18 protein-coding genes are annotated in these 22,720 nt (G+C 37.5%); 17 read left to right on the top strand and 1 reads right to left on the bottom strand.

Annotated elements, in window-relative coordinates; genetic code table 11:
- Positions 1 to 8: 8 nt before the first annotated feature.
- The 4 genes from GQR87_RS10285 to glnS all read left to right on the top strand — a co-directional run bounded on the left by GQR87_RS10285 (position 9) and on the right by glnS (position 5,313).
- Complete coding sequence (locus GQR87_RS10285) at positions 9 to 518, top strand: (2Fe-2S)-binding protein (protein WP_158969024.1); 510 nt, start codon at positions 9 to 11, stop codon at positions 516 to 518.
- Positions 515 to 2,770, top strand: coding sequence for a xanthine dehydrogenase family protein molybdopterin-binding subunit (locus GQR87_RS10290; RefSeq protein WP_158969026.1), 2,256 nt, complete (start codon positions 515 to 517; stop codon positions 2,768 to 2,770). The genes GQR87_RS10285 and GQR87_RS10290 overlap by 4 nt, the downstream gene beginning before the upstream one ends.
- Positions 2,771 to 2,870: 100 nt before the next feature.
- Entirely contained in the window at positions 2,871 to 3,554 is a 684-nt protein-coding gene (locus tag GQR87_RS10295) for a rhomboid family intramembrane serine protease (RefSeq protein ID WP_158969028.1), read from the top strand.
- Positions 3,555 to 3,651: 97 nt separating this feature from the next.
- Complete coding sequence (gene glnS, locus GQR87_RS10300; protein WP_158969030.1) at positions 3,652 to 5,313, top strand: glutamine--tRNA ligase; 1,662 nt, start codon at positions 3,652 to 3,654, stop codon at positions 5,311 to 5,313.
- Positions 5,314 to 5,366: 53 nt separating this feature from the next.
- On the opposite strand, the gene GQR87_RS10305 is transcribed toward glnS, so the two are convergent.
- Positions 5,367 to 6,113 (bottom strand): YciK family oxidoreductase, encoded by a 747-nt coding sequence (locus tag GQR87_RS10305; RefSeq protein WP_158969032.1) that lies wholly within the window; start codon positions 6,111 to 6,113, stop codon positions 5,367 to 5,369.
- A 194-nt stretch (positions 6,114 to 6,307) separates the two neighbouring features.
- Between GQR87_RS10305 and GQR87_RS10310 the strand changes: the two genes are divergently transcribed.
- The 13 genes from GQR87_RS10310 to nhaC all read left to right on the top strand — a co-directional run bounded on the left by GQR87_RS10310 (position 6,308) and on the right by nhaC (position 22,693).
- Complete coding sequence (locus GQR87_RS10310; protein WP_158969034.1) at positions 6,308 to 8,932, top strand: VolA/Pla-1 family phospholipase; 2,625 nt, start codon at positions 6,308 to 6,310, stop codon at positions 8,930 to 8,932.
- A gap of 110 nt (positions 8,933 to 9,042) precedes the next feature.
- Positions 9,043 to 10,062, top strand: a complete 1,020-nt coding sequence (sohB, locus tag GQR87_RS10315; protein WP_158969036.1) for a protease SohB — start codon at positions 9,043 to 9,045, stop codon at positions 10,060 to 10,062.
- A gap of 328 nt (positions 10,063 to 10,390) precedes the next feature.
- On the top strand, positions 10,391 to 13,048 hold the full coding sequence (locus GQR87_RS10320; protein ID WP_158969038.1) for a TonB-dependent siderophore receptor: 2,658 nt from the start codon (positions 10,391 to 10,393) through the stop codon (positions 13,046 to 13,048).
- A gap of 202 nt (positions 13,049 to 13,250) precedes the next feature.
- Positions 13,251 to 14,129: a 23S rRNA (adenine(2030)-N(6))-methyltransferase RlmJ gene (locus GQR87_RS10325; protein ID WP_158969040.1), complete on the top strand. Its 879-nt coding sequence runs from the start codon at positions 13,251 to 13,253 to the stop codon at positions 14,127 to 14,129.
- Between the two features lie 43 nt (positions 14,130 to 14,172).
- Positions 14,173 to 15,030, top strand: coding sequence for an acyl-CoA thioesterase domain-containing protein (locus tag GQR87_RS10330; protein WP_158969042.1), 858 nt, complete (start codon positions 14,173 to 14,175; stop codon positions 15,028 to 15,030).
- A 224-nt stretch (positions 15,031 to 15,254) separates the two neighbouring features.
- Positions 15,255 to 15,467: a cysteine-rich CWC family protein gene (locus tag GQR87_RS22645; RefSeq protein WP_370459632.1), complete on the top strand. Its 213-nt coding sequence runs from the start codon at positions 15,255 to 15,257 to the stop codon at positions 15,465 to 15,467.
- Between the two features lie 113 nt (positions 15,468 to 15,580).
- The gene (locus GQR87_RS10340) at positions 15,581 to 16,267 is read left to right on the top strand and encodes an SIMPL domain-containing protein (protein ID WP_158969046.1); all 687 of its coding nucleotides are present in this window, start codon (positions 15,581 to 15,583) and stop codon (positions 16,265 to 16,267) included.
- 23 nt (positions 16,268 to 16,290) lie between these two features.
- Positions 16,291 to 16,770: a GAF domain-containing protein gene (locus GQR87_RS10345; protein ID WP_158969048.1), complete on the top strand. Its 480-nt coding sequence runs from the start codon at positions 16,291 to 16,293 to the stop codon at positions 16,768 to 16,770.
- A complete protein-coding gene (locus tag GQR87_RS10350) occupies positions 16,771 to 17,058 on the top strand; it encodes a hypothetical protein (RefSeq protein WP_158969050.1) in 288 nt (95 codons plus the stop codon).
- A 20-nt stretch (positions 17,059 to 17,078) separates the two neighbouring features.
- Positions 17,079 to 17,717 carry an RNA chaperone ProQ gene (gene proQ, locus GQR87_RS10355; protein ID WP_158969052.1) on the top strand — a complete coding sequence of 213 codons (639 nt, stop codon included), beginning with the start codon at positions 17,079 to 17,081 and terminating at the stop codon, positions 17,715 to 17,717.
- A 4-nt stretch (positions 17,718 to 17,721) separates the two neighbouring features.
- On the top strand, positions 17,722 to 19,776 hold the full coding sequence (prc, locus tag GQR87_RS10360) for a carboxy terminal-processing peptidase (RefSeq protein WP_158969054.1): 2,055 nt from the start codon (positions 17,722 to 17,724) through the stop codon (positions 19,774 to 19,776).
- A gap of 68 nt (positions 19,777 to 19,844) precedes the next feature.
- Positions 19,845 to 21,170: a sodium-dependent transporter gene (locus GQR87_RS10365; protein ID WP_158969056.1), complete on the top strand. Its 1,326-nt coding sequence runs from the start codon at positions 19,845 to 19,847 to the stop codon at positions 21,168 to 21,170.
- A 29-nt stretch (positions 21,171 to 21,199) separates the two neighbouring features.
- Positions 21,200 to 22,693, top strand: coding sequence for a Na+/H+ antiporter NhaC (gene nhaC / locus GQR87_RS10370; protein WP_158969058.1), 1,494 nt, complete (start codon positions 21,200 to 21,202; stop codon positions 22,691 to 22,693).
- Positions 22,694 to 22,720 lie beyond the last annotated feature (27 nt).

Genomic DNA, 22,720 nt, shown 5'->3' on the forward strand with positions numbered 1-22,720 from the left:
CGGTACTAATGATCCGTTTTACCCTAAATGAGCAACCGACAGAAGTGGATTCAGAAGCAGATACCCCATTGTTATGGGTTTTAAGAGACGTATTAAACCTAACTGGAACAAAATTTGGTTGTGGTATGGCACAATGTGGGGCTTGTACTGTGCACCTTGATGGTCAGCCTATTCGTTCTTGTGTTATGCCTGTTTCTGCTATTGATGGTAAGTCAATTACAACCATTGAAGGCTTAGCACAAGATGCAAGTCACCCAGTGCAACAAGCCTGGATTGAACATAATGTTCCTCAATGTGGTTATTGTCAGTCTGGCCAAATTATGAGTGCGGTGGCGTTATTAAAAGAAAATCCGGATCCTGATGACCAAGCGATTGATAATTATATGCAAGGTAATATTTGTCGCTGTGGTACTTATCCAAGAATTAAAGCCGCGATTAAAACGGCAGCAAAAAATAGTCGTACTGCAAGCACGAATTTGGACTACGACTTAGCGGTAAATGTAGGAGCTGAATCATGAAACAAGCTATCGATTTACATAACATCAGTCGTAGAAATTTTTTAAAACAAACTGGCGTGGCTAGTACTGGCTTTGTGTTGGGCGTGGCACTTCCTTCAAGTCAGGCTGTTTGGGCGGCAACCAATACTCAATCTTCTGCTAACGAATTAAATTTGTTTGTCAGTATCGATAAAGACAACACTGTGAATATCATTTGTCACCGCAGCGAAATGGGCCAGGGTATACGCACAGGTATTCCACAAATTGTGGCAGAAGAATTATGTGCTGATTGGTCTAAAGTCAATGTAGTGCAAGGTCTAGCAAACAAAGCCTATGGCAGTCAAAATACCGATGGTTCACGGTCAATACGTAATTTTTATACCACTATGCGTCAAATGGGCTCAGCTGCTAGAACTATGTTAGAGGCAGCCGCTGCCAAGTTTTGGAATGTAAAACAAAGTAATGTGTTTGCTGATAATGGTTTTGTCCACAATCAAGTTACGGGGCAAAAATTAAGCTTTGGTTACTTAGCAGAATTAGCGGCAACTATGCCAACACCCGATACAAATAAACTTACTTATAAATCACCTTCTGATTTTAAGATCATAGGGAAAGATGTACCTATAGTAGATTTAACAAAAATGGTCACAGGCGATACAGAATTTGCCCAAGATATCGTTTTAGATGGAATGGTTTATGCCAGTATTGAACGATGTCCAGTGATAGGTGGTTCGGTGAAATCTTTCAATAAAGCAGCCGCATTGAAGGTTTCGGGAGTGATTGATGTTATTGAAATGCCCAAACAAAATTTTCCAGTAGTATTTAAGTCACTGAATGGCGTAGCTATTATTGCTAAAAATACTTGGGCTGCACTTAAAGGTCGTAAAGCATTACAAGTGGAGTGGGATTTAGGTGATAACCAATCTCATAATTCAAAACAGTATTTAGCAGATTTGACAAAAAATATAACGACTAAAGGGCAAAGCGTACGAAGCACAGGTGATGCTTATAAAGCAATCGATCAAGCCGCTACAAAACTCAGTGCTACTTATACTGTACCGTACCTTGTGCATGCGCCTATGGAACCGCCCGCAGCTACTGCAATAGTCTCAGATGATGGGTGTGAACTTTGGGTTTGTACACAAGCCCCACAAGGGGTTCAACAAACTGTTGCTGGAGTATTAGAGCTTCCTGTTGAAAAAGTAACAGTACATGTCACCTTGTTAGGTGGTGGATTTGGTAGAAAATCTAAACATGATTTTTCTGCTGAAGCTGCAATTCTGGCTAAGAACACAGGTAAGCCAGTTAAAGTAGTGTGGAGTCGTGAAGATGAAATCCGTTCTGGTTATTATCATGCTATCAGTGCTCAGCATTTTACCGCTGGCTTTAATGAAACTAATCAAGTAACAGGATGGATCCAACGTTCTGCTTTCCCTAGTATCATATGGACTTTTGATGGCCAAACTACAGAGCCATCAGACATGGAGCTTTCTCTAGGTTTTGCTGATATGCCATTGACCATTGAAAATTTATCCTGCGAAAGACACACAGCTAAAGCACACGTTAGAATTGGTTGGATGCGTTCTGTATGTAATATTCAACATGGTTTTGCGCTGGGTTCATTTGTCGATGAAGTGGCATTAGCATCAGGTAAAACCACACAAAACACTTGGTTAGAATTAATCGGCGATACCGATATAGTCGATGTTAAAGCTCAGGGTTTTAATTATAAAAATTATGATATGCCTATACAGGATTACCCAATAGATAATCGCAAATTAAAACATGTGCTTAATTTGGTGGTGAATAAATCCCAAGCGAACGAAAAAACAGCAGACAATGAAGGGTGGGGAATTAGTGTTCATCGGAGTTTTTTAAGTTATGTTGCTGTGGCTAGTAGAGTGCGAGTTGTGGATGGTAAAGTACAAGTACTAGAAATGCACACTGCTATCGATGCGGGTCGAATTATCAACCCTGATCGCGTTAAATCACAATTAGAAGGGGCAATGATTTTTGGTTTGTCTATTACGCTTATGGGGGAAATAGATATAGAAAATGGTGCTATTGTGCAATCAAACTACCACGATTATCCAGTCTTACGTATGCATCAGTCTCCAGAAATCCATACCTATATTGTTGAGTCAGATGCATTATGTGCTGGTGTGGGAGAGCCTGGAGTTCCACCTGTGGCGGCGAGTGTGGCAAATGCAATATTTAAAGCAAGTGGTAAAAGGATTAGGGACTTGCCAGTGAATAAACATTTTTCTGTTTAATATTATGTTTTAGCAAGGTCAAGGGCGATATTATTTTTATGTATTGCCCTTTTTTGATCACCGACCTTTAAAAATAGATGTCTTCCCATATATCGTATTAATGAAAGAAAATAAGCGTTTGGTTGAAGCTATAGTAGGTGCATTAGTATTTATCAGCTTTTTATGGTGTATTAAATCTGCTGAGATATTGTTTAGTTTGAATCTTACATCTCTGGGGTTAACTCCACATTCTGTATTTGGCCTTTTAGGAATAATTACTGCGCCACTTATTCATGGTTCATTGCAACATCTATTCAACAATACTCTAGCCATATTAATATTAGGCTCGGTTCTATATTACGGTTACCCAAAGTCTTGGATAAAAGTGGTGACTTTGATTTGGCTATTATCGGGAATAGGTGTTTGGCTTTTTGCCAGAGAAGCTAATCATATTGGTGCAAGTGGTTTAACCCATGGTGCGTTTTTCTTCTTATTTGTCGTCAGTCTTTTTCGACGTGATAAAAGTTCTGTTGGCATAATGATGATTGCATTTTTGATGTATGGCGGTATGACAATGAGTATATTTCCAAGAGAAGAGGCTATTTCTTATGAGTATCATTTTTTTGGTGCGCTAGCTGGTGTATTGGCTGCGTTTATATGGAAAGGTTTAGATCCCAAACCAGTTGAAAAGAAATATGATTGGGAAGATGAACATGAAGATGGTAACGATGAAATGAGCGAATTTGCTGATTTACCGATGACAAAATCGAATGAAAATCCACCGATAAATAGAACTCTACACTAGCTCCCCATATTTCTACATAAAAAGCGTTATGCTGATGTTTGATGCTGGTATAATATGCCGTTCAATTATTTCTAAAAATTAAAAAGAGGGTTTATAAATGGCCGAGGCTGACATTCGTCCGACCAACTTTATTCGTCAAATTATCGATAAAGATATCGAACAGGGTACGCATAACCTAATTCAAACGCGTTTTCCCCCTGAGCCAAATGGTTATTTGCATATTGGCCATGCTAAATCTATTTGTTTGAATTTTGGTATCGCAACTGATTATAAGGGACAATGTAACTTACGATTTGATGATACAAACCCAGAAAAAGAAGATATAGATTACGTTAATGCGATACAACAAGATGTGACGTGGTTAGGTTTTAAATGGAATGGTGATGTACGTTATTCATCTAACTATTTTGATCAACTTTATACTTTTGCTGTTGAACTGATTAATAAAGGTTTAGCTTATGTGGATTTCTCTAATCAAGAAACAATGCGTGAAATGCGTGGTACGCTTAAAAGTCCTGGGCAGAATAGTCCATACCGGGATACTAGTGTTGCTGAAAATTTAGCTTTATTCGAAAAAATGAAAGCGGGTGAATTTAAAGAAGGGGAATGCCTGCTAAGAGCTAAAATTGATATGGGTTCACCGTTTATGTGTATGCGTGATCCTGCACTTTATCGTGTTAGATTTGCTAATCATCACCAAACAGGCGATAAATGGTGTATATACCCTATGTACGATTTTACCCATTGTATTTCTGATGCCATTGAAGGGGTGACCCATTCTTTATGTACTTTAGAATTTCAAGATAATCGTCGTTTGTATGATTGGGTCATCAGCAATATCACTATAGACTCTGAGCCTCACCAATATGAATTTTCAAGATTAAATCTTGAATATACAGTATTGAGTAAACGTAAATTAATACAGCTAGTTGAAGAAAATCATGTGACAGGCTGGGATGATCCCAGAATGCCAACCATTTCTGGTTTACGTCGACGGGGCTATACCCCTGCTTCTATAAAAGAATTTTGCCAACGTATTGGTGTCACTAAAATGGACAATATGGTTGAAATGTCTATGTTAGAGGCATGCCTTCGTGAAGAATTAAACGCCGACGCTAATCGTGCTATGGCTGTTCTTGAGCCTCTTAAAATAGTGCTGGAAAATTTTGATGGTGCTGACGAAGTACTTTCTGCACCGAATCATCCTACAGATGAAACTAAAGGCAGCCGAAGCATACCCTTTACTAAAGAAATCTATATTGAAAAAGAAGATTTTAAAGAACAAGCCAATAAAAAATTCAAACGTTTAGTGTTAGGTAAAGAAGTACGTCTAAGAAATGCTTACGTGATTAAAGCTGAGCGGGTCGAAAAAGATAGTAACGGCGAAATAACTACAATATTTTGTAGTTATGATAAAGAGACGTTAGGCAAAGACCCTAGTGATGGCAGAAAAGTAAAAGGTGTGATTCATTGGGTTTCTGCAACTCAAGGTAAACCTGCAGAAATACGTTTATACGATCGTTTATTTAATGTGCCTAATCCTGCAGCCGAAGAAGACTTTACCGCATGTATCAATGCTGATTCTTTTGTGATCAAAAAAGGTATGGTTGAACCCAGTTTAGCTGCAGCGGAAGTCAATTGTCCGATCCAGTTCGAAAGAACGGGCTACTTTTGCAAAGATAAAGATAGTAGTAACGACAATCTTGTTTTTAACAGAACAGTAGGTCTTAGGGATACATGGGCAAATTCTGCTAAATAGATATTTTTTAGTTTACTAAGGCGCTTAATTTATTAAGCGCCTTTTTTTTGATCTTATGGTTGGTCTTGTGCATGAAAAGTTTGGCCATTATCTTTACTGGTAAAGTTATCCATTAAGTAAATATAGGGGGTCATCACTTCTGCTGGGGTTTTGAGTTTGCTCGCATCTTCGCCAGGAAATGCTACGGTACGCATGTTTGTGCGAGTGGGTCCCGGATTAATACAATTAAAACGAATATTACTATTTTCATATTCGTCAGCTAACACTTGCATCATTCCTTGAGTGGCAAATTTAGAGATAGAGTAGGGACCCCAATAAGCTTTGCCTTTTAAGCCTAAACTTGAGGTAGTAAATACCACAGAAGCTTGATTAGCTTTCTTTAAAACAGGTAATAAAGCTTGTGTCATTAAAAATTGACTGTGTATATTAACTTGAAATACTGCATGCCAGTCTGCTTCAGACACCTGTGAAAAAGGCCCTAAATGGCCAACAAAACTTGCATTATGTACTAGACCGTCTAAGTGACCAAATTGGTCGACTATTGTGCTTGCCATATCTTTATAATGTTGTGCTGTTGCCCCTTTTAAATCAAGGGGCACTATCGCAGGTTCATTGCCGCCTGCTGCAATTATTTGGTCATACACTTTTTCCAGTTTTTTAACTGTCTTACCTAAAAGTATGACAGTTGCCCCATATTTAGCGTATTCCAAAGCGACTTGTTTGCCGATCCCATCACCAGCGCCAGTAATAAGAGTAATTTTTTTATCTAAATAGTGTTCTTTTGGTAAATAATTTAGCATAGTAAATAAGGTCAATTTAAAGTAATTGAATAATATCATACGTAAGTGCATGAAATAACGGGATTTGCTTAAGTTAAATTTATTATTTATCAAAATAAGTGATATTTGTACTTGTTGGTAAATTTTTTGCTTAGAAGAATAAGAATTAAAAATAGTCAAATAATAGTTAATTAGAGAATTTAAGAGAGGCAAATATGAAGAAAGCTTTACTCAGTATAGGGATATTATGTGCGCTCGGAATCACAGCTTGTGGTGGAAGTGATAGTCGTAAAGATGATCCAATATTTACCGAACCTGACAATTCAGAGGCAGAAAAGCCATTTGTGAGAGTGGTTTTTAATCCAGCCACATCTGATTTAAATGTACCGAATGACTTATTAATGTTACCTGCAGCAGGTAATTCATTTTTTGATTTTACGCTAAATACCGAAGGTACTGATACCTTTGATGCTGGTAACCCGAGTCATACCCTAAGTGCTTTAGATGGGTGGTCGGTGCATCAACCTATGGTTATTCGGGTTGAGACACCAGAAGGTATGGATATAGATCCTGCCACAGTAAATGGTGACTCTATAAAATTATTTGAAGCAACACAGGCTTTATTAGGCACAAGTACAGAATGCCAGGCTATTGCCGCCGAATTTCAAACACCAGGTGTGCCTTGCGAGTTAGGTCGCCAATTAGTTTATGGTGTTGATTATGTCACTTCGTATACTGCAGGTACCGATACAATTAATTTAATACCATTGAAGGTATTAAATGCTGGACAAGGTCATTTATTAGTCGTTACCGAGTCTTTAAAAGATCTGACTGGTCGCCCAGTAAAAGGTTCAGGTACTTGGGATTTAATGCGTCAAAATATCAACACAAACCAAGTTGGCGTTGAGGCATTAATACCGTTACAAAAAATAGTAAATTATATGGTAGACGTGTTAGATACAGTTGATGTAGAAAGAGAAGAGTTATCTTATGCTGCGTACTTTTCTACTCAATCTACTGGAGATGTCTTAAGTTCAATCAAAAAACTCAATATTGCACCATTTGCTAGCGTTTTTCAGCAAGTGTTATCAAGTAGCGGTGATGCGGTTGCAGCACAACAAGCCGCACGGGCTTATCTTCCCAGCATAGTGACACAAGCATCAGAGTCCACTAATGCATTTGAATTAATGGCGCCTGTTTTATTAACTGAGACACAATTAGCCGACCTTGCTTCGGTTGGATTAAACAGCTGTGCAAGTTTATTGGCTACCCTAGCAGAACCAGAATCTCCATTGTTTCAAATAGCTGTTGATACTTTTGCCGTCGCAGGACCGTTTTGTGCCACTAGCATAGTGTCTGGAAAAGTAAATTTACCCTATTACTTAGAACCCGATGCACCAACTACAGGGTGGTGGCAAGCGGCATGTACAAGTGGTGCAACGTTAAGATTATTGGGCCAAGAAACTATTGGTGGTTTGTTACAGGCTGGACAGGTTGGTCCAAATAATGATTTGTGTCAATTGGCATCTGACAATCAATTATTTGATTTGGACTTAACAAGTTTAGGCCTTTCTGATCCTAGGAACTTAACCCAATTTAACCCACTTCCCTTGGCTAAAGGTCGTCAAACAGATGATCCTGATACTGGATACAATGAAGCGGGTACTGAATCTATAGATGTGTTTATTACTGTACCCAATGAAAGTGTGATTGCCACAGTTTCTGCGGCAACAGGTGGCGCAGTTATTGCGCAACAAAAACCAGAGTCAGGTTGGCCAGTTGTTCTCTTTTCACATGGTATTACAGGCAATAGAAAAGATGTATTGGCGTTAAGTGCCACTTTGTCGTTGGCTGGTTTTGCTTCAGTAGCGATTGATCATCCGTTACATGGTGATCGTGGAATGATAGGGCCAGATGGTACCTTAACTAAAATAAGTTTGACTTCTATATCTGACTTTTTGAACTTTGCGAGTTTATTGACCGCTAGAGATAACTCTAGACAAAGTAGTGCTGATATTATGGGCTTACGTTTATCTTTAAACTCTATAGTTGACGAGACACAGTTGGTTGACCTAGATACTAGTAAAGTTCACTTTGTGGCTCATAGTTTAGGTTCTATCACTGGTTCTGTAGCAATTGCTACAGCTAATAGTTCCCTCGAAGGAGAAATGGCACCCTTTGATGACATGTATTCTTTCACTAGTGCTGTACTCAATGTTCCAGCTGGTGGTATACCTTCCTTTATTTTGGAGTCTCCTGATTTCGGGCCATTAATTAAAGGCTCATTGTTGGCTGAAACATCAGAAACCTTCGCTGCTTTTGTTGAACAATATGCCTCTACTAACGGGGTAGAGAAAGAGTTTGCTATTCGCCCAGCTTTTACCCAATTTATGGCAAGCCTTACTCCTGAGCAATTGGCGCCTATTGAAGCTGGATTCGCCCAATTCAATTTTGCTGCTCAAACGGTATTAGACTCGGCTGACCCTATTTCATATGCTGCAACATTAGGTGAAACTACAGCTGTATTGACTCAATTATCAGTTGGTGGAGGAGTGAATGATGATGGTAGCACTGCACTTAGCGATCAAGTTAATCCTGTGGTTACCTCATTACCTTTAATTGGTGGACAACCCTTAGCTGACTTGATTGGTTTAGAAAAACTGTCAAGTTCTGCTGATAAAGGTGGTGTAGTGCGTTTTATAACAGGCGACCATTTCTCTTTGTTTACCCCTACAGCTAGTGCAGCTGCAACTTCTGAGATGCATAGTCAAATGGTCTCTTTCTTTACTTTACAAGGGCAGGGTGTTGTGATTACTGATGCCTCAGTGATTGAAAATTAATAGTTACTGACATAACTAGACAATTTAATTAAAGCCAGACTTGTTTCTGGCTTTTTTTTTATATTTTTGTCCCCATTGATAAACAAACCGTTATTGAGGAGTAGAGTAGATTGGAATTTTTATACGAATACGGATTGTTTATTGCTAAAGCAGTGACAATAGTCGTAGCAATTTTATTGGTTGTTGGTGGCATCATTAGTTTAGCTAGCAAACAAAAACATGGAAAAGGAAACTTAGAAATAACTTCTATTTCTGATCGATTAGAAGAAATAGCAAATCATGCCCGCCAGTTATTATTAACCAAAGAGCAACTTAAACAATTTAATAAAGACAAGAAAAAGCGAGTCAAACAAGAAAATAAAGATTCTAAAGAGATCAAAGGACAAGTGTTTGTCATCGATTTTAATGGTTCTATGGATGCTCATGAAGTTGATAATTTGCGTGAAGAAGTCACGACTGTATTAACTATCGCTAAGCCTGAAGATCAAGTATTAGTTAGATTAGAAAGTGGCGGCGGTGTTGTTCATGGATATGGTCTTGCGGCATCACAGTTACAAAGAATTAGAGACAAAAATATTAAACTAACCGTTGCAGTAGACAAAGTAGCGGCGAGTGGTGGTTATATGATGGCTTGTGTAGCAGACCAAGTGCTTGCGGCTAAGTTTGCAATTATTGGCTCTATTGGTGTAATAGCTCAATTACCTAATTTTAATAAGTTGTTAAAAAAATCTAATATTGATTTTGAACAACATACAGCCGGCGAATTTAAACGTACTTTGACCATGTTTGGTGAGAATAATGACCAGGGAAGAGAAAAATTCCGTGAAGAATTAGAAGATGTACATCAAATGTTTAAAGGATTTGTGGCAGAACATAGGCCTGAACTAGACATTAATAAAGTGGCAACCGGAGAATACTGGTATGGGAGTAAAGCTAAGGAATTAGGACTGGTCGATACGATTCAAACCTCTGATGATTATTTGTTAACATTGAATGAGACTAATAAAATATTCTCAGTAAAATATAGTATTAAAAAGAACATTGCAGAAAAATTTGGTTTTGCAGCAAGTGTTGCTTTAGAAACTGCTTTAGTAAAAGTTTGGGGGAAAACTCAAACTTTATTTAGATAAATATTTCTATTTATAAAAACCAGCCTAGTGCTGGTTTTTTCATTTTTACCAAACCCCATCTCAATATTTGCAATAAAATATTTACCTATATAGCCTAAAGTCTAAATTAACTTGATAGTTATTCATGGCAATATAATAATATCTTGTTGCTAAAATTAATTTTTGTTTTATTCGCAAATTATTAATTTTTAACTATAAATATAATGCAAGAGCTTTACAGCGTAGATCTAATACTAGAATATTGTTTTTTAAAATAGCCTAATAATTTAGGCTATTTTAAAATTGGGTTACATGCTTTTTATATAAATACAATTGGGAATTCACAAATATGAATACAACTATGACAACACTAGCCAAAAGTGTTCGATACATCATTGCTGCATCTGCTGCAGTCAGTTCAGTTGCCGCAACCTCTGTTATCGCACAACAAAAATCAGATACAGATAACATAGAGAAAATTGCAGTTGTTGGCTCTCGTGCAGCTCCACGCTCAGTCGCTGAATCTCCTGTTCCTGTTGATATTATTGGTTCAGATGAACTAGGCAAAAATGCATCATCAGATTTACTTGATCAACTACAAGCGGCTATCCCGTCTTTTAATGTAAGGCAACAACCTATTTCGGATGCCGCGTCATTTATTCGACCTGTGAACCTACGTGGTTTATCTTCAGATTCAACACTTATTTTATTAAATGGTAAAAGACGCCATCGTGCATCTGTTATTGCCTTTCAGGGTGGCGGTGTAAATGACGGTGCTCAAGGACCTGACATTTCTGTTATACCGAGTTCTGCATTGAAACAAGTTGAAGTTTTACGTGATGGAGCTGCTGCTCAGTATGGGTCTGATGCAATTGCTGGGGTGATGAACTTTGTATTAAGAGATGATGCAGATGGTGGTTCGTTATCAGTCAGACATGGTGAATATTATGAAGGCGACGGTGATCAACTAGTTGTTGATGGTAATGTTGGTTTACCTTTCACTAAGGACGGTAGCCTTAATTTAAGTTTTCAATATAAAACTGTTGATGCCACAAGCCGAAGTGTACAACGTCCCGATGCCCAGGGATTAGCTGATGCAGGTAATATGTCAATTAATTCTCCAGCCCAAACTTGGGGTAATCCTGAAATTGACGATGACCTCACTTTATTTGGTAATGTGAAATTAGATCTCGGCGACGACAAAGAGTTCTACATGTTTGGTAATTACTCCGATAGAGTGGCAACTGGAGGTTATTATTATCGTAACCCTCAAGATAGAGCAGGCGTCTTTTCAAAAGATGTTTATGATTATGACTGGGATAAAGATTCAGATGGAGAATTTGATCCTACACGTAAAATATGGCTTGTTGGCGATATGACAAGTAACGGTACGGGCAATTGTCCTACTGATGTAACTTTAGTTGATTACGTAAATGGTACATCTGTAGATAATATTTTAAATACAGCTGATTACACATCAGTTGCCAATAATCCAGATTGTTGGGCCTTTAACGAATTATATCCTGGTGGATACACGCCACAATTTACCGGCGAAATCAATGACACGTCTTTGACCATGGGTACCAAGGGCGAAATCAAAGGTGGTGTATTAGACGGAGCTCTATTTGATTTGAGTGGTTCATTTGGACGAAATAAATCAACTTATACTTTAATTAATACAGTTAACCCTTCAATGGGCTCTAATCAACCTATTGATAACGCATTTGAAGCAGGAAGTTATATTCAACTTGAAAAAGCATTTAATGCTGATCTAGTTAAAAGCGTTGATTTAGGTTTATACGAACCAGTAAATGTTGCTTCTGGATTAGAATGGCGTCAAGAAAGTTTTGAGATTGTTTCTGGTGAAGAAGCATCATGGAAACAAGGGCCATTAGCATCACAAGGTTTCAGCGTTGGCTCTCATGGGTTTGCAGGTTTTTCTCCTGAAGCACAGGGTATAAATAAGCGCCAAAGTATTGCCGCTTATTTAGATGTTGAAGCGTATATCACAGAGGACTTTTTATTAGGTGCTGCGTTGCGTTATGAAGACTTTTCGTCATTCGGCAACACGACTAACTATAAGATAACAGCTCAATATTCAATTACTGATGAAATATCTGTTAGGGCTTCACATAGTACAGGCTTCAGAGCGCCTACAGTGGGACAAGAGAATGTGGTCAATACACAAACCTCTCTGGTAAGTGGAGAACTGGTGCAATCTGCAACTTTCCCTCCCACACACCCAGTGTCAGCACTTAAAGGTGGCGTATCACTTAACCCTGAAGAATCAGAAAGCTTTGCCCTTGGTTTAGTCTACCAAAATGGTGACTTCTTCATGACTGTTGATGCTTATTCAATAGATGTAGAGAATCGAATTGCTCAAACAGATAAAATTGATATCACTCAAGCAGATGTGACTGCCTTGCAAGGAATCTATCCAAGCCCTGAGTTGTTATTGGGAGGAAAAATCACATTCTTTGCAAACGATTTTGATACCAGCACTCAAGGTGTTGATGTAGTGGCAAATTATGGTATGGATTTGTTTAACGGCAGTACTAAATTTAGCCTTGCTTATAACTATAATTCTACCGAAGTTGTGGATCCGGGACAATTTACTACCGGTTTTAAAATTAGGCGTTTAGAAGAAGGGATCCCAGAACATCGTGGAACCTTTACTGTAGCCCAGAGCTGGGATCAAGTTAGTATGTTTGTCAGAGCAAATTACTTTGGTGAATGGTTTGCTACACATGCTGATGAACCAGATGAGTTTAGCTCTTATGGCTGGTCTGAAACAGCTGGTTCTTCAGTCACTTTAGATGCCGAAGTTAGTTATTTTGTGAACGATAGTATTACTTTGTCGATTGGTGCTAACAACATCCTAGATCAAGAAGCACAAAAACTGCAGCAAGGCGGTGCTTATGGTGTAGTAAGTGGCAAGTATTATGAAAGTGGACCATTCGATTACAATGGTGGTTTTTATTATGCTAAGGCCACTTACTCCTTTTAATATTAGTTCTTGCTAAATAAAACCTCGTCAAATGACGGGGTTTTTTTTATTCAAAATAATTTTAGTTACTTTGTGTTATTTCCATACATTTAGTTTAAAATAACAAGGTCTGGTATTACCAGATGTCAATGCGTTATTCATTCAGTAAAACCTATCTATTTAAGATTATTCACGGCACAAAAAAGAGTAATAGGAGTCTAGTTTGTTCAGTTATCGTCATAGTTTTCATGCCGGCAATCATGGGGATGTGTTAAAGCATCTATGCCAAATTTTTATTTTAGAGAAACTTAAAGAAAAAGATAAAGGTTTTATATATTTTGATACTCATAGTGGAGCAGGGGTATACAAACTTAATTCTAATGAATCACTAAAAACTAAAGAGTTCGAGCAGGGGATTTCTCGTTTACATGATTTGCAAAGCAATCATCCACAATTAGATAAATATTTAAAATTAATTGCTGCTTATAAGCAATTTAATCAATACCCAGGTTCCCCAGAAATAGCTAAGAGTTTACTCCGTGAACAAGACAAGATTGTACTGATGGAATGGAATAAACAAGAAGTTAGCAATCTTAAAAGTAATATTAATGGTAAAAATATTTCGGTTCATCACAGAGATGGTTTTGAAGGTTTATTAGCTCTTACTCCGCCAGAAATGAAAAGAGGTTTAGTACTTATTGACCCTCCTTACGAGTCATCATCTGAATATGAACAAGTTGTTGATACCGTCATAAAAACATATAAACGATGGAATACTGCTATTTTTGCGATTTGGTATCCGTTAATAAAAGATCGTAACAAAGCCAGTGAAAGTTTTGAATCAGCCATAAGTAAACAAGGTAAAAGCCAAGCTATGCTTGACTCTTTAAGTCATCAAGAGTTTAAAAACCTATTACAAGTAGAGTTACGCGTGACTAATGAGGAGCATGCTGAAGGTATGTATGGTTCCGGACTAGTTATTATTAACGCACCTTGGCAATTAGATAAACAATTGAACGAGGCACTGGTAGATGTTACCCCTAAATTAGGAACTCATTCTGATGCGTCATTTTCAATCAATTGGTTAATTGAAGAAAAGTAGTCCTTACCTAGTTGGGTAATGTAACAAGAAGAAGTGAAATTATATGTCAGAAATAAAACTTGTCGATTTATTAACCTTAGAGCAATTAAAGCCTGGTCTATACAAAGGTCAAAGTTGGGATCTTGGGTTTCGTGCTTTATTTGGTGGGCAGGTGCTTGGCCAAGCTTTGGCTGCTGCCAAATTGACTGTTGAAAATGATAGAGTCGCCCATTCATTCCATAGTTATTTTTTGCTGCCAGGTGATGCTAATCAGCCTGTTGAATTTGATGTGGAAAATGTCCGAGATGGGAAAAGCTTTTCCACGCGGCGAGTAAAAGCAATACAAAATTCAAAAGTTATATTCTATATGACTGGCTCGTTTCAAAAGCCAGAAATAGGCTTAACCCATCAAGATGCAAAAATGCCTGATGTTCCTCCACCTGATTCGTTAGATTCAGATCTAAACTATTTTGAAAGAATAAAAGCTGAATTACCTCACCGTTTACAAAAAGCTATGGATTACCACAAGCCTGTTGATACCAGAACTGTGCAGGCTATTGACCCAATGCAACCAAAAGTACAGGAGCCTAAGCGTTACATTTGGATGAAGTCCCAAGAAGTATTAGGCGCTAACATCAGTTTAAACCAAGAAATGTTAGCTTATGCATCTGATTATCATTTTCTTGCCACTTGTTTGCAGCCGCATGGGGTATCGATTCGAGATCAAAATTTACGTATAGCGACTATTGACCACTCTATGTGGTTTCATCATCCTTTTAATTTTGATGAATGGTTATTATACAGCGTAGAAAGTCCCTTTACAGGAAGTGCCAGAGGGCTGGTTAAAGGACAATTCTTTAATACGGCAGGAAAACTTGTCGCCTCGACCATGCAAGAAGGCTTAATACGTTTAGTCGATTGAATTCAAAAAATGCCCGATCTATATTGCTAGTCCGGGCTTAGGGAAATGGCTCTGTGTATCGAGCCTTGCGCTAACTTAATCAGATTACAAAGATATTAAATTTTAAACTAAAAATAGAACATGTCTAATAAGTGGAATATATATTATTTATTAAACATTTATAGATTGGTTGCTATCAAGTTTTGTAAGGAAAAAAATTGCTAAAATCAACGACAAATGAGCCATTGGTTTGCCCTTTTTGTCATACATATAATAATTGTTCGGCTTCAGCAGGCGTGACTTTAACCTGTTGGTGTTTTGATGTTCAAGTACCTGCTGAATTAGTTAAATTAGTCCCACATAAAACCGTTGATAAAAGCTGTATATGTCTATCTTGTATCCAGTTATTTAAACAAAATCCTGAAAAATTTATGCTTAATTTAACAATACAAAATTGATTCATTTTTACTTTGATTTTGGTTTTATTGCTCACTATTGAGTTACAAATTGTTAAGGGCCTGTTCAGCTAAAACTAATATCATAGCTACTCAAATTTTTTAAGGATGTCATTATGCGTGTTGTAAATTTAACTATTATATTTTCTTTATTTTTTGTATTCGAAGTTATGGCTGAGCCTGCTAGTGACGTACGCAGTATATCTGTATCAGGTGCTGGGAGTGTGGTAAGTACACCTGATCTTTTTAGTTTTTCTGTACATATAGAAGAAAAAGGTCGAGAAGCAGCAAATCTAAATAAAATCATTATTGCTAAGACTACAGAAGCAGTGAATACCTTAATGACTATTGGTGTCGACAAACGAGCCATTCAATCATTGCAAGTTCGCTTTAATCCTTGGATAGAATACGAAAACAAACAAAATGTGCAAAAAGGTTTTAGCTTAACCCGTAAAATCAATATTACCTTAGATGATATTCAACAGTATGACGATGCTATTGATGCTTTATTGAAAATAGGAATTTCAAGGATAGATAGCTTTAATTCATCAGATAGTAAAAGTGCAGATAATTACAATAAAGCTTTAGAACTATCTCTAATTAACGCTAAAGACCGTGCAAAGGATATGACTAAGGCTTTAGGCTTGAAAATTGGTAAAGTCATATCCATATCTGAACAATCCGTTGGTAGAGCAACTCCAGTTGTAATGGATGAGTTGCGTTCATTTAAGGCATCCAGTTATCAACCTGGTGAAGTCTCAACCCAAGCTAGGGTAAATGTGATTTTTTCTTTAGTCGATTAATGTATTTGGAATACTAAAACCTTATGAATCATACAAAGCAGCAACTTTATGCTGAAATGTCCTCACAAGCCGCAGCATTAGTTGCTGGTGAAACAGATCAAATTGCTAATATGGCAAACCTGAGTGCACTTTTGTATTGGGGTCTAAAGGATGTAAATTGGGCTGGTTTTTACCTTGTTAGAGACCAACAACTGGTATTAGGACCATTTCAAGGTAAACCAGCTTGTATTCGTATTCCAATCGGAAAAGGTGTCTGTGGTACGGCTGTTTCTGAAAATTCAATTCAATTGATTAATGATGTACATCAATTCGCAGGGCACATTGCTTGTGATGCACAATCAAATTCTGAAATAGTAATACCTATTGAGAAAGACGGCAAAATAATCGGAGTATTAGATCTGGATAGCCCAATTATTGCTCGATTTGACCATGAAGATAAAATTGGATTAATAAATATTGTGAATATTTTTGTACAAAGTATATCTAGTAAGGAAAATTGTTGAATGAAAAGTTTAATTGATATTCATGTTGCATTAGCCACAGTAGAAGATATGGATTTTTGGGATAATAGGGCAGAAGAAGCTTGTGATCGGTTAAATATTATACTGCACATGCTTTATGATAAAGCTGATGAAGATATAAAACCCACTAATTTAGAGCACATGATCCAATATATTTGGGAAAATTGGCGAGAAGATAGCCATTTACTCGATATAGATGAAGATGATTTGTACGACTGGGTTGACCAACTTCTAGCAACTTGGGATGATGAGCACCAAGAACCTCGTTAACAATGTAACTAGAAGAATAAATGGACACTCCACAAAAATTTTCAAACAGTAAAGAAGTCATCAATTTTTTAGTAGAAAGCTTTCCTGCTTGCTTTAGCAATAAAGGTGATGCGAAACCTCTAAAAATTGGTATTTTTCAAGATTTAGCTGAGCGCCTAGAAGGTGAGGAGCGGGTAAGTAAAACCTTATTACGTTCGTCATTGCGTCATTACACTAACAGTTGGCGCTATTTACATAGTATCAAAACTGGTGCTGAACGTGTGGACCTAGATGGTAAAGGTGTAGCAGTTATTGAAGAAGAACATGTTGAGCATGCGAAAAAGCAACTTGATGAAAGTAAGGCTAAAGTAGCGGCAAAACGCAAAGAACAAGCTGACGCTAATAAAAAGGCTAAGCCCAAAGATATACCTAAATTTAAAACAAACAAAAAACCAGTCCCAGCTAAAAAAGAACAGCCTAAAGTAAAACTGCCCCCAGCTGAAAAACTTACTGACGAAGATGTTAAACCTGGCACAGCGGTAACCGTAAAAATAGGTAAAACACCTATGCCAGCCACTATCACGGATGTATCGAAAGATGACGTACAAGTGCAACTAGATAGTGGAATGATTGTCAAAGTTAAATTAGAAAACTTAAGGTTAGCTCGTTCAAAGAGGTAAATATATGATTAGCTCAATTCGCACATCAGTGCTTTCAGCCATACTTTTAGCAAGTACTGGTTCGATCGCTATAGAAAATAGTAACAGCAGTGATGAATTGCCTGTACTGAAGCAAGAGTCACAACATGTTGCTGCGGCAAAAAGGATTTCGTCACAGTTTCTGCGGTCCCATTACAAGCAAATTGAGCTTAATGATGCCTTGTCAGATAAAATTTTTCATCGCTTTCTACGGTCTTTAGATTTCAATCGAAATGTTTTTACCGCGGAAGATATTGCTAGTTTTTCAAAATACAAAGATAAATTTGATGATGCAATTGAGCGCGGCAATTTAGCCATTGCTTATGAAATTTATCAACTTAGCTTGCAAAGACGAGAACAGCGTTACGAATATGCCTTAACTCTACTTGATAAAGAATTTAATTTTGAAGTTAAAAATGACAAGTTTATTTACGACCGAGAAGATGCTCCTTGGGCAAAAAACCAAGCTGAATTAGATGAGCTTTGGCGACAAAGAGTTAAGTATGACGCACTAAATTTAAAATTAGCCGGTAAGGATTGGACTAAAACTCAAGAATTATTAACTAAACGATATAAACGTGGTATTAAACGTTTAACTCAATCAACCAGTGAAGATGTATTCCAGACGGTGATGCATTCGTTTGCTCGCAGTATTGAAGCACATACCAGTTATTTATCTCCTAGAAACGCTGAACGTTTTAAAATGGAGATGAACCTTTCTTTTGAAGGTATAGGTGCCGTTTTATTAAGTGAAGATGATTTTACTGTAATTCGAAGTGTAGTGCCTGGTGGGCCAGCTGAAACTTCAGGTAAAATTAAACCAGAAGACAAAATTGTTGGTGTCGCTCAAGATGATGAAGAATTTGTAGATGTTATTGGCTGGCGTTTGGATGAAGTTGTAGAACTTATTAAAGGTCCCAAGGGCAGTATAGTTAAATTACAAGTGGTAAAAGGTACATCTGAATCTACAGTGCCTGAGATTGTGACTTTAACCCGCGATAAAATTAAACTAGAAGATAGAAAAGCAAAATCTGAAGTTTACATTCCTAAAGATGGGGTGAATAAAGATCGTAAATTAGGCGTTATTACTATTCCTTCTTTTTACAATAATTTACATAAAGATGTAATAGAAGAAATTACCAGCCTGAAAGAGCAAAATGTACAAGGTTTGATAGTCGATTTAAGAGGTAATGGAGGAGGTTCGTTAACTGAAGCCACTTTATTATCTGGTTTATTTATCGACCGAGGTCCTGTGGTACAAATTCGCGATGGAGCAGGGCGAATTCGTGTAGAAAAAGATATAGACGGTAAAGTTTATTATGATGGGCCTTTAACTGTCTTAGTGGACCGTTATAGTGCTTCTGCCTCTGAAATATTTGCGGCAGCTATGCAAGATTATAATCGTGGTTTGATTTTAGGCGAACAAACCTTTGGTAAAGGCACTGTCCAACAACACAGACCTTTAGGTCGAATTTATGATTTGTACGAAAATCCATTAGGCAGTGTGCAATTTACGATCGCTAAATTTTATCGAATCAATGGCGGTAGCACTCAACATAAAGGGGTAATACCTGATATTTTATTCCCATCCGTTATCGATCATAAAGATTGGGGCGAAAGTCAGGAAGAAAACGCCTTACCTTGGGATAGTATTAGACGTGAAAACTATACAACCTTTGGTGAAAGTGGCGATATCATTAGTAAGTTAACAGCATTGCATGATGAGCGTGTTAAAACTGAATTTAATTATATCTATGAAGATATCGTTCGCTATAAAAGTAAAAAAGAAGACAAAACTATTTCTCTAGTAGAGTCCGAGCGATTAAAAGAAAAAACTGAAAATGAGCAGCGTAATCTAATTCGGGTTAATCAAAGGTTAGTCAAGCTAGGTTTACCTAAACTAGAAAAATTAGATGATATTCCTGACGAAATTGAAAAAGAACTTGAAGAGTTAGATCCTTTCTTAGATGAAGCTGCAAACATTACTTATGATGTGTTAGCAGCAGGAAAATACGCAATCAACAGTAAGAATCATCAATAAATTATTAGGGCTATTTTAGATAGCCCTTTTTCTACTTTTACGCCAATAATAATACCTAGGGTCCACATATGAATACACGTGGTGAGTTTTCCTCTCGTATCGGTTTTGTCCTGGCTGCAGCTGGATCCGCTGTTGGTTTAGGTAATATTTGGGGGTTCCCAACACAAGTAGCAAGTAATGGCGGGGCTGCATTTGTCTTTGCTTATATGGTTCTCGCTTTTATGTTGGCTTATCCTGTACTTATGGCTGAGTTGATTATCGGCCGAGCCACACGTGCAAATATGGTTGATGCCTTGGGCAAAATTTCAGGTAATGTGTTTGGTAAAGCTGTAGGGGTGTGGGGTTTTGTTACCGTTTCGCTAATTTTATCTTTTTATGCATTAGTGGCAGGCTGGATGTTGGCACACTTTATTCAGACGATAACTGACTTATCTAGCCAACAAACTTGGTCAGATTGGCTAGTTACTTCATCTTTACCTAGAGACATCATTTTTAGTGGAATATTCCTTTGTTTAACGGCATTTATTGTCACAGGTGGAGTGACAAAAGGTATAGAAAAATGGTCTGTTAGATTAATGCCGGCTTTGTTTATTCTCATCGCAATTTTAATTATCTATGTTTCTAGCCTAGATGGCGCTGCCAAAGGTTGGAATGTTTACTTATTACCTGATTTTAGTTTATTGCTAGATCCTGAATTATTAATTAACGCTATGGGCCAAGCCTTTTTCTCTATGTCCTTAGGGGTAGGGACTATGTTGGTGTACGGCTCTTATGTCAGTAAAAAAGAAAATTTACCAAGCTTGGGAGCTTCTGTCGCTTTGGTCGACATAGGTGTTGCTGTGTTAGCTGGAATGTTGATTATTCCTGCTATGTATGTCGCTTTACATAACGGTATCGAAATTTTTACAGATGAGGGGGCTTTAATTGAAGGGCCAAACCTTATTTTTGCGGTATTGCCATCATTATTTGCAAGTATGGGGCAAATAGGTGTTTATGTTGCTTTTGTTTTTTTTGCTTTGATGATGATTGCTGCATTAACTTCATCTATTTCTATGCTTGAAGTGCCTGTTGCCTATGTTGTTGAGAGTAAAGGAGTCAGTCGTACAAAAGCAGTTTGGTTACTGACTTTAATAATCTTTTCTATTAGCTCGACTATTGCTTTTAACATGGAAAGTTTATTCGGCTTAGTTATCGATTTAACGACTAAATATAGCCAACCTTTATTAGGCCTTGTTTTGTGTATTTTTGCCGGTTGGGTATGGAAAAGAAACGAAATTTTAGCTGAAATTAAACACGGCAGTGAAAATGTCGAACAAGGACTATTTTGGAAAATTTGGCCTTGGTACGTAAAGTTTGTCTGTCCTGTGGTTATCTTACTAATGTTCTTTTTGTAAATAATAAAAATGTCTAATGGGTAAAAAGAATGACGAATAAAAAAATAATTAAAGAAGCTTCCTTATTAGACGCCGTTATTCCTATCGTTATTTTGATCTCGCTGCTGGGTGGTTCGGTTTATCTTTTTGCAGATAATTCTTCTTTTGGGCCTAACCAAATTGCACTATTAGTTGCTATGGGCATAGCGGCTTTAATTGGAATGAAGAATGGTTATAGTTGGGAAACTATTGAAGAAGGCATTATTCAAGGTATATCTCGTTCTTTAGGTGCAATACTAATCTTGTTAGCGGTCGGTTCATTGATCGGTACTTGGATGTTGGCCGGCACAGTTCCCACTCTTATATATTATGGTTTAGATTTATTAAATCCATCTCTGTTTTATAGCGCAAGCTGTTTAATTTGTGCTGTTGTAGCTATGAGTATCGGCAGCTCTTGGACCACAGCGGCAACAGTGGGAGTCGCCCTCATGGGCGTCTCGATTGGCATGGGAATGTCTGAGGTCATTACTGCTGGAGCGGTTGTTTCTGGCGCATATTTTGGTGACAAAATATCTCCTTTATCTGAAACCACTAACCTAGCCCCAGCTATCGCAGGAACTAATTTATTTGAACATATTCAGTATATGTTGTGGACAACCATCCCTAGTATTTTAATCACTTTAGTGTTGTTTGTAATTATAGGCTATGGCTCTTCACCTATTGATTCCGGCAGTAAAATTTTAGAAATGCAAACCTTATTAGCAGCAGAATTTAATCTTGGAATTGAAATGTTAATTCCTTTATTTGTGTTATTAACTCTGGCTATAAAAAAAGTTCCAGCGTTTCCAGCTGTCTCTATAGGAGCCTTACTAGGTGCGATTTGGGCGTTGATATTTCAACCTGAAGCAATTTTAAGACTAGCTGAAGACAATGTAGATACAACTAAAGCTTCAATTGTGGTGGTATGGACTGCTCTGTTTGATGGTGTGTCTTTTTCTACTCCTAGTGATACTTTAAACAGTCTGCTGAGCCGAGGTGGCATGTCGAGCATGTTAAATACTATTTGGTTAATAATGTGCGCTATGACCTTTGGTGCGGTACTTGAAAAAGTAGGGTTACTTAAACGAGCGGTTAAGGCCTTTTTATCGGGCGCAAAATCAGCAGGCGATATGATCACACGCACCATACTTACCTGTATAGGTACTAATATTATTACTGCCGATCAATATATTGCGATTGTTATGCCAGGTCGTATGTATAAGAATGAATTTGAAAAACGAGGATTGCATCAACTTAATCTTTCTCGTAGTTTAGAAGATGGAGGAACTTTAACATCACCTTTAATACCCTGGAACACCTGCGGTGTATACATGCATGGAGTATTAGGCGTGAACCCTCTTGATTATATTTTTTATACTTTCTTTAATCTGATTAACCCGGTACTGGCTATTATTTATGCCTATTTAGGCATAAAAATATTGCGAGTACCTATCCCAAAACACTTAACTGAACAGCTAGATAAAACTGAATTAGCTGTTAAATAATATTGATTATCTTCATCACAAGGTTCT

This window comes from Paraglaciecola sp. L3A3, assembly GCF_009796765.1.
In the GTDB taxonomy this organism is placed as follows: Bacteria; Pseudomonadota; Gammaproteobacteria; order Enterobacterales; family Alteromonadaceae; genus Paraglaciecola.